Annotated in this window: 10 protein-coding genes; 7 read left to right on the forward strand and 3 right to left on the reverse strand. The window is 55.3% G+C overall.

Annotated features, from left to right (window positions below):
- Positions 1-84 precede the first annotated feature (84 nt).
- A complete protein-coding gene (gene opgB / locus ABOC97_RS20925) occupies positions 85-2,379 on the forward strand; it encodes a phosphatidylglycerol--membrane-oligosaccharide glycerophosphotransferase (protein WP_349601446.1) in 2,295 nt (764 codons plus the stop codon).
- 55 nt (positions 2,380-2,434) lie between these two features.
- Positions 2,435-2,950: a GNAT family N-acetyltransferase gene (locus ABOC97_RS20930; protein WP_349601448.1), complete on the forward strand. Its 516-nt coding sequence runs from the start codon at positions 2,435-2,437 to the stop codon at positions 2,948-2,950.
- A gap of 26 nt (positions 2,951-2,976) precedes the next feature.
- On the opposite strand, the gene tsr is transcribed toward ABOC97_RS20930, so the two are convergent.
- Positions 2,977-4,641, reverse strand: a complete 1,665-nt coding sequence (tsr, locus tag ABOC97_RS20935; RefSeq protein ID WP_349601450.1) for a methyl-accepting chemotaxis protein — start codon at positions 4,639-4,641, stop codon at positions 2,977-2,979.
- Between the two features lie 138 nt (positions 4,642-4,779).
- A complete protein-coding gene (locus ABOC97_RS20940; RefSeq protein ID WP_349601452.1) occupies positions 4,780-5,790 on the reverse strand; it encodes an Ldh family oxidoreductase in 1,011 nt (336 codons plus the stop codon).
- Positions 5,791-5,847: 57 nt separating this feature from the next.
- On the opposite strand from ABOC97_RS20940, the gene ABOC97_RS20945 reads away from it, so the two are divergent.
- The 5 genes from ABOC97_RS20945 (at position 5,848) to ABOC97_RS20965 (ending at position 10,677) form a co-directional block, all read left to right on the forward strand.
- Positions 5,848-6,150, forward strand: coding sequence for a hypothetical protein (locus tag ABOC97_RS20945; RefSeq protein ID WP_349601454.1), 303 nt, complete (start codon positions 5,848-5,850; stop codon positions 6,148-6,150).
- A gap of 156 nt (positions 6,151-6,306) precedes the next feature.
- Positions 6,307-8,457: a pyruvate/proton symporter BtsT gene (gene btsT, locus ABOC97_RS20950; protein ID WP_349601456.1), complete on the forward strand. Its 2,151-nt coding sequence runs from the start codon at positions 6,307-6,309 to the stop codon at positions 8,455-8,457.
- 152 nt (positions 8,458-8,609) lie between these two features.
- Complete coding sequence (locus tag ABOC97_RS20955; protein WP_035893372.1) at positions 8,610-8,813, forward strand: YbdD/YjiX family protein; 204 nt, start codon at positions 8,610-8,612, stop codon at positions 8,811-8,813.
- Between the two features lie 11 nt (positions 8,814-8,824).
- The gene (yjiA, locus tag ABOC97_RS20960) at positions 8,825-9,778 is read left to right on the forward strand and encodes a GTPase (protein ID WP_349601458.1); all 954 of its coding nucleotides are present in this window, start codon (positions 8,825-8,827) and stop codon (positions 9,776-9,778) included.
- A gap of 353 nt (positions 9,779-10,131) precedes the next feature.
- The gene (locus tag ABOC97_RS20965; RefSeq protein ID WP_349601460.1) at positions 10,132-10,677 is read left to right on the forward strand and encodes a YfaZ family outer membrane protein; all 546 of its coding nucleotides are present in this window, start codon (positions 10,132-10,134) and stop codon (positions 10,675-10,677) included.
- Positions 10,678-11,002: 325 nt separating this feature from the next.
- Here the strand turns inward: ABOC97_RS20965 and ABOC97_RS20970 are convergent, their stop codons facing one another.
- Complete coding sequence (locus ABOC97_RS20970) at positions 11,003-13,543, reverse strand: penicillin G acylase (RefSeq protein ID WP_349601462.1); 2,541 nt, start codon at positions 13,541-13,543, stop codon at positions 11,003-11,005.
- Between the last annotated feature and the right edge of the window lie 214 nt (positions 13,544-13,757).

Here is a 13,757-nt window from a genome sequence, read left to right on the forward strand (position 1 = left end):
GAATTGCAGACAGATGACGACACAATTAAATTGTGAAGTTAATTTCTGTTCAGCCAGCACACCTGGCGCTGTCGAGGATGTGAAGTGTCAGAGTTGTTATCTCTCGTACTGTTTCTGGCTTCTATCGCGATTTACGCGTGGAAGGCAGGGCGTAATAAATGGTGGTTTGCTGCCACCTTAGCGGTACTGGGCCTGTTTGTGGTCCTGAATATTACGCTGTACGCAAGTGACTACTTCACCGGCGATGGTATCACCGATGCGGTGCTCTATACCCTGACCAATAGCCTGACGGGCGCGGGTGTGGGTAAATATATCCTGCCGGGCCTGGGCATTACTGTCGCACTGATCGCCGTTTTTGGTGGGTTAGGCTGGCTGCTGCGCCGTCGCCGCCATCATCCTCACCATTTTGGCTATAGCCTGCTGGCACTGATTCTGGCCGTCGGTTCAGTGGACGCCAGTCCAGCATTTCGCCAGATTAGCGAGCTGGTAAAATCTCAGTCGCGTGATGGCGATCCTGACTTCTCGGCCTACTATAAAGAGCCGTCAAAGACGATTCCGCAGCCGAAATTAAACCTCGTTTATATCTATGGCGAAAGTCTTGAACGCACCTACTTTGACGAGCAGGCTTTCCCGAATCTGGCCCCTGAACTGGGCGCGCTAAAGAACGAAGGGCTGGACTTTAGTCACACCATGCAGCTGCCGGGCACCGACTACACCATTGCTGGCATGGTCGCCTCCCAGTGTGGTATTCCGCTGTTCGCACCGTTTGAAGGCAACGCCTCCGCCTCGCTTTCGAGCTTTTTCCCGCAGAATATCTGCCTTGGCGATATCCTGAAAAACTCCGGCTACGAAAACTACTTCGTTCAGGGCGCCAACCTGCGCTTTGCCGGCAAAGATGTGTTCCTGAAATCGCACGGCTTTGATTATCTGTACGGCGCGGAAGAGCTGAAAACCACCGTCTCCGACCCGGCCTACAAGAATGACTGGGGTTACTACGACGACACCGTACTCGATGAAGCCTGGAAGAAATTTGAGACCCTCTCCCGCGAAGGGAAACGTTTCTCATTGTTTACCCTAACCGTAGACACTCACCATCCGGACGGTTTCATTTCGCGCTCCTGTAACCGGAAACGCTATGACATCAATGGCAAAGCCAACCAGTCATTTAGCGCCGTCGCCTGCAGCCAGGAAAATATTGCCGAATTTATCAATAAGATCAAAGCATCCCCGTGGTTTAAAAACACCATTATCGTGGTTTCCTCCGATCACCTGGCGATGAAAAATACTGCCTGGGATGAGCTGAACAAACAGGATCGCAGCAATCTGTTCTTTATTCTGCGCGGCGACAAACCCGATGAGCAGGATCTGCTGGCGGTGAAACGCAACACGATGGATAACGGCGCCACGGTGCTGGATCTGCTCGGCGGCGATAACTTTATCGGCCTTGGTCGCAGCAGCCTGTCGGGACAGTCGCTTTCCGAAGTGTTCCTCAACATGAAAGAAAAAGTGCTGGCCTGGAAGCCTGACGTTATCCGTCTGTGGAACTTCCCGAAAGAGATCAAAACCTTCTCTATCGATACCCAGAAAAACATGATCGCGTTCTCCGGCAGCCATTTCCGCCTACCGCTGCTGCTGCGCGTTTCGGACAACCGCGTGGAGCCGCTGCCGGAAAGCGAATACTCCGCCCCGCTGCGCTATCAGCTGGCTGATTTTGCCCCGCGCGACAATTTCGTCTGGGTTGACCGTTGCTATAAGATGGCACAGCTGTGGTCGCCAGAGCTCTCGCTTTCCACCAACTGGTGCGTCTCACAGGGCCAGCTTGGCGGTGAGCAGAAAGTACAGCAGGTCGATAAAGCGATGTGGAACGGCAAAACCGAATTCAAAGATACGGTTATCGACATGGTGCGCTACAAAGGCAACGTCGACTCGCTGAAAATCGTCGATAACGATATTCGCTACAAGGCCGACAGTTTTATTTTCAACGTTGCCGGTGCGCCAGAAGAAGTGAAGAGCTTTAGCGGCATCTCACGGCCGGAGTCGTGGGGACGCTGGTCTAACGCGCAGTTGGGCAAAGAGGTGAAGATTGAATATCAGCACCCGCTGCCGAAGCGCTTCGATCTGGTGATCACCGCCAAAGCCTATGGCCCTAACGCCGATAAACCGATCCCGATACGCGTGGGTAAAAACGAACAACTGTTGACGCTGAACAACGACGTCACCACCACCACGCTGCACTTCGAGAACCCATCGGAAGCCAGTACGCTGGTGATAGTCCCGCCCGATCCGCAGTCGACCAACGACGGCAATATTCTCGGCCACTCCCCTCGTCAGTTGGGGATTGGCATGGTAGAAATCAAAGTCGTTGCCTCAGAAGGCTAATTCCATCGCACCCGGTAGTCATCAAGCTGCCGGGCCTATCCCCAAAGCAGGCCGTATGACCTTCTCCTGTCGCCCAACCACCCAATTTGATATCGCCGCATTACCCGCGATTGAACGCGCCGCTGGTCAGCGCTTTGCGCAAATTCCTGAGCTGGCCTGGCTTGCCGAGGGGCCCGTTATTTCCGTGGATCAGCACCAGCAGGCCGCATCTGATGGCCTGAGCTGGGTTGTGCTGGCTGGCGATTGCCCGGTCGGCTTTCTGCTGGCTGAAGCGCAAGATGATTCGCTGTTTATTACCGAAATATCGTTGCATCTGGCATGGCAGGGGCAAGGCTTAGGTCGCCGGCTGATTGATTTTGTAGCAACAGTGGCAAGGGAGAGAGGCTTTACATCGCTGACGTTAACGACATTTCGGGATGTGGCGTGGAATGCGCCATGGTATGCGCGGATGGGATTTGAAATCCTGCCAGAGGCCACGTTAGACGCGGCACTCCGGCAGAAACGAAACCTGGAGACGGCGCATGGCTTTGCGTATGAATCACGCTGCGCCATGCGCCTGATGCTGGATTAACGCGCCCGGGAAGGCGCGAAACGGCATCAGAAGGTTTCCCAGTTTTCCCCAGTGTCGGTAGCAGCCGCTTTACGCAGCGTCGTCGGCGCAACCGCAACCGTGCTCGCTGACTCACGCGCCGCCGCAGCCTGACCTTGTTGAATACGGAATACCGCCACCGCCTGTGTCAGACGGCTCGCCTGCTCTTCCAGCGCGGCAGCCGCCGCCGCCGACTCTTCCACCAACGAGGCGTTCTGCTGAGTCACGCGATCCATCTCGGCAACTGCCAGCCCAACCTGGTCGATACCACGGCTCTGCTCATCGGACGCCGAGGCGATTTCACCCATGATATCGGTCACGCGAGTGACAGCATTGACGATTTCATCCATGGTTTCACCGGCGCTTTCCACCAGCGTAGAACCGAGATCGACACGGTTTACCGAATCTTCAATCAGGCTCTTAATTTCGCGTGCCGCCTGGGCGCTGCGCTGCGCCAGGTTACGAACCTCGCCCGCGACCACCGCAAAACCACGCCCCTGCTCGCCTGCACGTGCGGCTTCAACCGCGGCGTTCAGTGCCAGAATGTTGGTCTGGAAGGCAATGCCGTCAATGACGCTGATAATATCGGCGATTTTCTGCGAACTGGCGGTGATGTCGCGCATCGTCTGCACCACGTTATCCACCACTTTACCGCCCTTCTGCGCGGTTTCCGACGCGCTCAACGCCAGATGGCTGGCCTGACGGGCGTTTTCGGCGTTCTGCTTCACGGTAGCGGTCAGCTCTTCCATGCTGGCCGCGGTTTCTTCCAGAGATGCCGCCTGCTGCTCAGTACGGGAAGAGAGATCGTTATTGCCCATCGCGATTTCGCTGGCGCCGCTGTAAATCGCATCCGCACCCTGACGCACTTCACCCACGGTACGCGCCAGCTCACCCTGCATATGACGCAGAGAGTGCGCAAGTTCGCCCATTTCGTTGTGGCTCTCGACATCAATACGCTTCACCAGATCGCCGCCGGCGATATGACGAATGCTGTCGATTAAACGATTCAGTGGAGAGATAAGCGTTTTGCGCACGCCCAACCAAACGGAGATGATCACCGCCAGTACCGCCACCATCACGGCAAACAGGATCCACATCGCCTGGGTGTAAGACGCATTGCTATCTTTCACCGCCAGATCGTACAGGCTGTCGTTCTGCTGCAGGTAGTTGACGTAGGCTTTCTCAAAACCATCCTGATAGCCCTGGGTTGGCTGATCGAAGAAATCATTGATCTTGCCTGCCCCCAGCAGCTGAATAAGCTCCGCCAGCGCACCGTGGTAAATATCGTAGTTACGCTTAATTTCCAACGCAGCCGCTTCGCTTTGACGCGGATCGCGCGGCAATGCTTCATATTCGGTCCAACGCTTTTCCGCTTCCCCCAGAGATTTGCTGGCAATCTGCATCAGTTCAGCGACGGTTGCACCGCTACCGATATTATTCTGATCCATCATGTAACGGATCCCGGCGCGGTTTAAGGTATTGCGCGTTTGCAGCAGTGCAACCCAGCTACCGTTTAGCCCGGACTGCTGCGTACGCACCGTTTGCAAAATGGTGAAGTTCTCTTTGTCATGCTTCAGGGAGTTAAAGAACAGGCCACCTGATGCCAGCTGCAACAGGCCAAACAACACCAAAACCAGCACAAGGCTGGTGACGATTTTAAGACGGTTTAACATGTTTCTCTTTCCTTTAGACGAATAACAAATTTTCGGCGGGGAAAAGAAAAACTTTATAGAAATTATGCCTATTAATGCGCGGCAAAATCGCGATATTACGTTAGTACCGCGCCGCCACTGATGGGCGGCGCGAAAGGTTTATCCGCGCAGAGCACAGATTTCATCATACAGGTCGCGTGAAAGCGCCAGCCCCTGTTTTTCACTCTGCAAACGCGCCAGATAGCGCCGCTCGCCGGGCAGTCTCGCCCCTTGCGCTTGCATACCGTCAAATAGGGTCTCCGCGCGCGCTAAATGCACCGGCGCTTCATCACCTAAGAACCGCTGTGGATCAAGTGCCAGAATCAGTTCACCACCGTACGGCAGACCACCTGCACCGTTATCCCAGGCCAGTGATTCCGCGCTGGTCATATCGCCAATCAGTGGCCCGGCAAACAGTTCGACCATCGCCGCCAACGCCGAGCCTTTGTGCCCGCCGAATGTCAACATGGCTCCGTCCAGCACCGCTTGCGGATCGGTTGTCGGCTGCCCTTCGCTATCAATCCCCCAGCCTTCAGGAATGGATTTACCCGCCCGCTGATGCAGCTGAATTTCACCGCGCGCCGCCGCGCTGGTGGCCATATCAAAGATAAACGGATGTTTATCGCCGCGCGGCCAACCGAAGGCAATCGGGTTGGTACCAAACAACGGCTGAGTACCGCCCGCCGGTGCAACCCAGGCATGGCTTGGTGTACAGGCATACCCCACCAGCCCGGCATCGGTCAGCGGTTCAACGTCGGCGAATAGCGCAGAGAAGTGTACGCAGTGGTTAATTGCCAGTGCCGCAATACCACAGTGGCGGGCTTTCTCAATCAACAGCGGCAGCGCCTGTTCATAAGCGCACAGCGAGTACGCGCCCTGGGCATCCGCTTTCACGATAGCGGGGGCCTGGTCGACAATAATCGGCTTCGCATCCGGCGAGACTTTGCCCCTACGTAAGGTTTCGACGATTCCCAGCAGGCGCCACAGACCGTGTGAGGCGCAGCCGTCGCGCTCACCGGCCGTGACGTTACGCGCGATAGCGTCGGCGTGAGGTTGCGAAAAGCCATTTGAGCGCAGCACGTCAAAGGCCAGCTCATAGGCGTCATTGAGCGCAATGTTTACCGTAGTCATTCTTCTTCTCCATATTGTCGGGCAGGTTTAAAGCATAGAGGGAGGCGCGGGTTTTACTTGGTTAACGTATTGATTTACATCACATTTATATTCCTGTGCGCCAGCGATGTTCTCAGCAAACTCTACCACGGCTTTCATTCGCTGTGGATGATTGATGACATCGCGTTAACAGGTGCAACCCTGCCCATCGCAGCACAACCGACAATGCCCATTCCCACCTTCTCATGCATGCCGCGGTATTGCGCCACCGTTCAGCGCCACAACACCGGCGGTTCGATGAAAAAACTTGAGATCTCAATCACATATTTCTTCGTTGCTCAGAGCTTACTCAACCGCTTACCCCCGCACGTAACCGCTTAGCCCTCACTTTCAACCGCTCACCCACTTACTCAACTTTACACGCGCGTCGGTCTGGCAAAATTGTCCTCAGCATAACGGTCAATACCTCCTCAACCCCAAACTCAATACAACGGCAGCTTCGGCTGAACATTCATCCTATAAAAACCAGGTTTTACTATGGATACGAAAAAGCTATTCAAGCACATACCCTGGGTGATTCTCGGAATCATCGGTGCGTTTTGCCTCTCGGTCGTCGCCCTGCGCCGCGGTGAGCACGTCAGTGCCCTGTGGATCGTCGTAGCGTCGGTTTCCGTTTATCTGGTGGCTTATCGCTACTACAGCCTGTACATCGCCCAGAAGGTGATGAAGCTTGACCCGACGCGCGCGACGCCGGCGGTTATTAACAACGATGGCCTGAACTACGTGCCGACCAACCGCTACGTGCTGTTCGGCCACCACTTCGCCGCCATTGCCGGTGCCGGTCCGCTGGTTGGCCCGGTACTCGCCGCACAGATGGGCTACCTACCGGGTACCCTGTGGCTGCTGGCGGGCGTGGTGCTGGCGGGGGCGGTACAGGACTTTATGGTGCTGTTTATCTCCACGCGCCGTAACGGTTCGTCGCTGGGCGAAATGGTCAAAGAAGAGATGGGCCGCGTGCCGGGTTCCATCGCGCTGTTTGGCTGCTTCCTGATAATGATTATTATCCTGGCGGTGCTGGCGCTGATCGTGGTGAAAGCCCTCGCAGAAAGCCCGTGGGGCGTGTTCACCGTCTGCTCGACCGTGCCAATTGCGCTGTTTATGGGTATCTACATGCGCTTTATCCGTCCGGGCCGCGTCGGCGAAGTGTCGGTGATTGGTATCGTGCTGCTGGTGGCCTCGATTTACTTCGGCGGCGTGATTGCGCACGACCCGTACTGGGGCCCTGCGCTGACCTTTAAAGACACCACCATCACCTTCGCGCTGATTGGTTATGCCTTTATCTCCGCGCTGCTGCCGGTGTGGCTGATTCTGGCGCCGCGTGACTACCTCGCCACCTTCCTGAAAATCGGCGTTATCGTCGGCCTGGCGCTGGGGATCGTTATCCTCAACCCGGATCTGAAAATGCCGGCAGTGACCCAGTACATCGACGGTACCGGTCCGCTGTGGAAAGGCGCAATGTTCCCGTTCCTGTTTATCACCATCGCCTGTGGCGCAGTATCCGGCTTCCACGCGCTGATCTCCTCCGGCACCACGCCGAAGCTGCTGGCCAACGAAAACGATGCTCGTCTGATTGGCTATGGCGCGATGCTGATGGAATCCTTCGTGGCGATTATGGCGCTGGTTGCGGCTTCCATCATCGAACCTGGCCTGTACTTCGCCATGAACACCCCACCAGCGGGCCTGGGCATCACCATGCCAAACCTGCATGAAATGGGCGGCGAGAATGCGGCGCTGATTGCCGCACAGCTCAAAGACGTTACCGTACACGCGGCAGCAACCGTCAGCTCCTGGGGCTTCGTCATCTCCCCTGAGCAGATTCTGCAAACGGCGAAAGATATCGGCGAACCGTCGGTACTGAACCGCGCAGGCGGCGCACCAACGCTGGCTGTAGGTATTGCGCACGTGTTCCACAAAGTCCTGCCGATGGCCGATATGGGCTTCTGGTACCACTTTGGTATTCTGTTTGAAGCGCTGTTTATCCTCACCGCGCTGGACGCCGGTACCCGTGCTGGCCGCTTCATGCTGCAGGATCTGTTGGGTAACTTCGTGCCGTTCCTGAAGAAAACCGACTCTCTGGTAGCAGGCGTTGTAGCAACTGCGGGCTGTGTCGGTCTGTGGGGCTACCTGCTGTATCAAGGCGTTGTCGACCCGCTGGGCGGCGTGAAGAGCCTGTGGCCGCTGTTCGGTATCTCTAACCAGATGCTGGCCGCCGTGGCGCTGGTGCTGGGTACAGTTGTCCTGATTAAGATGAAGCGCTCTAAATACATCTGGGTAACGACCATCCCTGCGGTATGGCTGCTTATCTGCACCACCTGGGCGCTGGGCCAGAAACTGTTCAGCACCAATCCACAGATGGAAGGCTTCTTCTACATGGCCAGCCAGTACAAAGAGAAAATTGCTGCCGGTGGTGAACTGACTGCCCAGCAGGTCGCCAATATGAACCATATCGTGGTTAACAACTACACCAACGCCGGCCTGAGTATTCTGTTCCTGGTGGTGGTGTACAGCATCATCTTCTACGGTTTCAAAACCTGGATGCAGGTGCGCAATAGCGATAAACGTACCGACAAAGAAACACCGTACGTACCGGTTCCAGAAGGCGGCGTGAAAACCTCTTCACATCATTAACAGTCTGGCGGGTGGCGCTACGCTTACCCGCCCTACAAATTCCCGTAGGTCGGATAAGGCATCAGCCGCCATCCGACACACTGCAAGCACAGCATGTAGGCCGGATAAGGCGCCAGCCGCTATCCGGCTTTATCTATTATCGGGATGGCACAATGTTTGGTAACTTAGGACAGGCAAAAAAATACCTCGGTCAGGCGGCAAAAATGCTGATCGGCATTCCGGACTATGACAACTACGTTGAACATATGCAGACCAACCATCCGGATAAACCGTACATGACCTATGAAGAATTCTTCCGCGAGCGCCAGCAGGCACGCTACGGCGGTGATGGAAAAGGCGGCATGCGCTGCTGCTAAAAGGAGACCACATGGCACCGATTGCAGTTACCCTACTTACCGGATTTCTCGGCGCGGGAAAAACTACCCTCCTGCGTCACATTCTCAACGAACAGCACGGCTTTAAAATTGCCGTCATTGAAAACGAGTTCGGCGAAGTCTCCGTTGACGACCAGCTGATTGGCGATCGGGCCACCCAGATTAAAACCCTGACCAACGGCTGCATCTGCTGCACCCGCTCAAACGAACTGGAAGATGCGCTGCTCGACCTGCTCGATAACCTCGACAAAGGCACCATCAACTTTGACCGCCTGGTAATTGAGTGCACCGGCATGGCCGACCCCGGCCCGATCATTCAAACCTTTTTCTCCCACGAGGTCCTGTGCGAACGCTATCTGCTGGACGGCGTGATTGCGCTGGTTGACGCGGTACACGCCGACGACCAGATGAACCAGTTCACCATCGCGCAATCGCAGGTCGGCTATGCCGATCGCATTCTGCTGACCAAAACCGACGTGGCGGGCGACGCCGAAAAGCTCCGCGAGCGCCTGACCCGCATCAACGCCCGCGCGCCGATTTATACCGTCGTCCACGGCGATATCGATCTGTCACAGCTGTTCAATACCAACGGTTTTATGCTCGAAGAGAACGTCACCTCGAAGCCACGCTTCCACTTTATGGCCGACAAACAAAACGACGTATCGTCTATCGTGGTCGAGCTGGATTACCCGGTCGATATCAGCGATGTTTCGCGAGTGATGGAAAATCTGCTGCTGGATTTCGCCGACAAGCTGCTGCGCTACAAGGGGATGCTGTGGATTGATGGCGAACCCAACCGCCTGTTGTTCCAGGGCGTACAGCGGCTATACAGCGCCGACTGGGATCGTCCGTGGGGCGATGAAGCACCGCACAGCACGCTGGTGTTTATCGGCATCCAACTGCCGGAAGATGAGATCCGCGCTGCATTTGCTGGGTTACGCAAATAGCCGCATCGTCATTGCCCTCTCCGCCCGGAGGGGGTAATAAAATGCGTAGAAATGTAAATTTACATTGTCATAAACGAAGATTGAAACGTTTTCGGAAATTATTAAAAAGCCAATTAATTCACATCCAACCAATTCCCGCCGCTCTGTTCAGCGTCCGTTTAGCCAAACGCTAAACAGGTACTAAACGTCAAAAGATTAAACATTGACGTCGTTAAAAATACACCAACCAACAACATCACAAAGTAAATTCATTAACAAAACCAGCATAAAAATTCGACTTACCTCACATTTGCAGCGGTAAAAAATGATTGTTAAGGTGTCCGCAGATTAATTCTGATGACGAGGTATACACCATGAAAAAGCTTAATGTCCTTCTCCTTTCCGCTCTGACTGCCGTATCGGGTTCCGCACTGGCCATGGGGGGCAGCATTGAGCAGGGTAAAAACTTCACCAATCTGAATGTTGAAATGGGTAAATCCACCTCCGGTCTGTATGCCGAAGGTAACTGGCTCAAAAACACCGATGATGGCACCCAGACCGGTGGCGTTGGTGCAGGCTATAACCTCGAAGTGGGCCCGGTGATGCTGAATGCCGGCGCGAAAGCCATCTACATCGGGCCGAAAAAAGGCGATAACGGCGTAGCATTCCCAATCGGTGGCGGTGTTAGCGTCGCGGTAACCGACAGCATCAATGTGTTTGGTGAAGGCTATGTCGCACCAGAAGGGTTGAACAATAGCGTCAAAAACTACGTTGAAGCGAACGGCGGCGTAAGCTGGACCCCAATCACCCCGCTGACCCTGAAAGTGGGCTACCGCCACGTGAGCGTTGATGGCAAAGACGGTCGTCCAGGCCACACCCTGGTTGATGGTGCCTATGTGGGCGGCGGCGTGACTTTCTGATAAAACAGAAACGCATACGTACCTGATAAAAAAACCTGCCGGAAGGCTAACACCGTCAGTTTAAGATTGAGATACCCGGGGCGACCACCGGGTTTGGCATCCCTCCGGGAACCAAATCCCGGCGTTTCCCCTAATCGCTTTGCTTAAGTGAACGATGTTAGCCGGAAGGCAGGTTTTTTATGTGCGCCATTCGCGATGTGCGGCCACCTGCTTCTGGCTAACAAACTCTTTAATTCCCAATCACACTGGCAGAACACTTGGTTTGTCGCGTGCAATAAGGTTTCCAACCTCGCCCCCGCATAAGAAGCCGGGGGATGCCAAAGTATTACCGCTGAACCTGCAGCACTTCCTGAGACTCTTTGTGCTCGTCAACTTCCTGAGGCGTTAACCACAGCGATTTGCGACCAAAGCTCTCGTACATTTTCAGCTGATCGTCATAGTGTTTATCGGCCTTACCATCCGGCGCAATAAAGCCGCTTTGCCCCGGCGCAACCACATCCCAGGCGAGAACCGGGCGATTCCCCGAGGTTGGCGAGAAGACAATCATGTCGTTTTCCGTGCCGCGGTTCTGGTACTCCGCCTGATGACGCGCCTCTTTTGCTGCCGCCTGCGGCACGCCGAAGAAGTTATTGGCCCGGAAGGTAAGCGCCATGGCCGGGGTTTTCCAACCGGTGACGTCGTTACCATAGCGTTTTGATAGCGTCTGCCAGGCGTCGTCCAGCGCCGCCAGTACCACCTCCTGCTGCGGTTTACCGCCAAACAGATCGACCGCCTGCGGGATTGGCGACTTATCGCCCTGCAGAGCTTCGTAGAGGATCTTCGCTCCCACGCTGATATTCAGCGAGCCGGTTGGCCCGTCCTGCGTGGTTTCATAGCCGCTGGCGCTGTACCACTTGCCAAACGGCGCTGGGACCGCGGCAACCACCGTGCGCTTGAGCATGCTGGTCAGCCAGGCGTTGAGAATCGCCGATCCCGGTTGCTGATAAGTTTTTCCGTCATCATTGACAAGGTTTTCACCGTCCCAGGCCACCAGTTTATCCACCAGCTGGCGGCGCGGATCGTTTTCCGCCAGACTCGCGGTGGCTTCCTTCAGCGTCGGTAAAAACAGGCGCAGGTTGAGATCCCGACGGCTGGTCTGGCGGATAACATCCCACGCCTGATCGGCGGTGAATCGCGATCGCTTATCGAGGATCGTGTCGATCTCAGTGACGCGATCCGCTCCGCCCCACAGGAACGCAAACAGATCGGAGGCCGGGTAGTCTTTTTGCGGCGAGTTGTTCCAGTTGGCGATATAGCCCGACTGCGGGTTATACACTTTCGGGTTCAAATCAAACGACAGCAGCCCTTTCCAGTCCCATTTTCCGGTGCCGGGAACCGGCAAACGCGGGTCGTGGCCGGGCTGGCGATCCGGATAGGCGCCGGTATGCACATAGCCGATATTGCCGTTCACATCGGCGTAGTACCAGTTAATGGTCAGCGCCTGTTTGGCCGCCTGCTGCGTCCACTCCTGCCAGTTTTTGGCCTTCATCTGGTGCGTCCACGCCAGCATGGACGCCACCTCTTTGCCATCCCAAGCGCGCGCTTTGGCATAGGCGGTCTGCGTCGCAGTATCGGTTTTAATGACGTTGCCGTGCAGCGTACGCCAAACGGTAAAGGTCTCCGGCTGGCCATCTTTGACCGCGATGGTCTCTTTGCGGCTCAGCATCTTCACCCACTCGCCGTTATGCTGATAATAGCCGGGCTTCTCAGCGGAGAGTTTTTCGGCAAAGATGTCGACATCATCGCCAAAACCGGCGGTCGATCCCCAAGAAATGGTGCCATTGTGGCCAAAAACGAGGCCCGGATAGGCAAACGGCGTATTACCGGTGACGTCATAGCCCGCGCCGTGCAGGCCGATACCGTAGGTGTACGCCGGGGCATACCAGCCAAACTGCGGCCCATTGACCATAATGGCCTTCGCATCCTGGGCTTTGTTTTTGCCAATCACCCACATATTGCTGGTGGTCGGATAGCCAGCCAGGCCGTTAGCGCCGCTTTGCGCGAACTGCGCGGCGATGGTTTCCCGGTTCTGCCCGGCGGTCAGCGCCAGCAGCGCGCCATCGGCCCCTTTTGCCGGGCGATCGAGCATCGGTGCCGGCTGGTCGTAGCGCGGCAGCAGCGCCGCCGTTTGCGTGTTTTGCAGATCAAACTTCAGCGGGTAGGTGCTTTCCTGCGCCGCAATAGTAGTTGGCGCGGAAGGATTCACCAGCCATTTCAGCTGGTTAAAGACCGCCATGCCCTGCTGCTTGCCGTATTTATCTTTAAGCGCCGTCAGCAGCGCCAGGTTGTCAATTTCGCTGGTGCTGTCAGAAAAACGGTTAGCCATGGTGCCGACAAAAATCATCGCCACATCAAACGGTTCCCAATGTTTGGGTTTAAAACCAAAGGTGGAAAACTGCTGGGGTAACAGCTTATCGGGGCTGGCGTTCACTTTATCGATCCACGCATTCATGCCATCGGCATAGCCCTGCAGAATGGATTTATCCTCAGCGGAGAGAGAGGCTATCTGCGCGCGAATGGAATCCGGCCAGTAGTTCTGGCGGATATCCTTATCAAAACTGACGAACGCTTTGCCCAGCACCTCGGAGACCGTCCCCTGAGTGCTGCGGCGCGCCATTTCCATCTGGAACAGACGATCCTGCGCCACCACGTAGCCATAACCGTAAAACAGTCGATAGGTATCATCGGCGTAAATATGCGGCATGCCGTATTCATCGCGAACGATCTTAACCTCGGTTGGCGGGCTTGCCGCCAGCGCTGACAGGCTGGAACAACAGATCAGGGAAGTCATAATACCGTTCACGATCATACGATTTCTATTTTTCATTGTATCCTCTTGCAGGTGTATGATTAGCGAATTGATACTAGCAATCACATTGATTTAATGTATTTCATGCGAATAGTTTCCACGCGAACTGTGAGTTGTGATATGAATTATTGATACAATAAATAACTAAATGTGATCTAAAGCGAATCATTTCAATTTTGCTTTTACTGGCGTAACCCTGCCGATACCGTCTGGATGTGGTATATAAAAATAA

Source organism: Kluyvera huaxiensis, from assembly GCF_040149365.1.
Lineage (GTDB): Bacteria > Pseudomonadota > Gammaproteobacteria > Enterobacterales > Enterobacteriaceae > Kluyvera > Kluyvera intermedia_A.

Coding starts and splice junctions, on each gene's coding strand:
- ABOC97_RS20965 (WP_349601460.1), top strand. CDS start 10,132: ATGAAAAAGCTTAATGTCCTTCTCCTTTCCGCTCTGACTGCCGTATCG.
- ABOC97_RS20930 (WP_349601448.1), top strand. CDS start 2,435: ATGACCTTCTCCTGTCGCCCAACCACCCAATTTGATATCGCCGCATTA.
- tsr (WP_349601450.1), bottom strand. CDS start 4,641: ATGTTAAACCGTCTTAAAATCGTCACCAGCCTTGTGCTGGTTTTGGTG.
- ABOC97_RS20955 (WP_035893372.1), top strand. CDS start 8,610: ATGTTTGGTAACTTAGGACAGGCAAAAAAATACCTCGGTCAGGCGGCA.
- ABOC97_RS20970 (WP_349601462.1), bottom strand. CDS start 13,543: ATGAAAAATAGAAATCGTATGATCGTGAACGGTATTATGACTTCCCTG.
- btsT (WP_349601456.1), top strand. CDS start 6,307: ATGGATACGAAAAAGCTATTCAAGCACATACCCTGGGTGATTCTCGGA.
- ABOC97_RS20940 (WP_349601452.1), bottom strand. CDS start 5,790: ATGACTACGGTAAACATTGCGCTCAATGACGCCTATGAGCTGGCCTTT.
- yjiA (WP_349601458.1), top strand. CDS start 8,825: ATGGCACCGATTGCAGTTACCCTACTTACCGGATTTCTCGGCGCGGGA.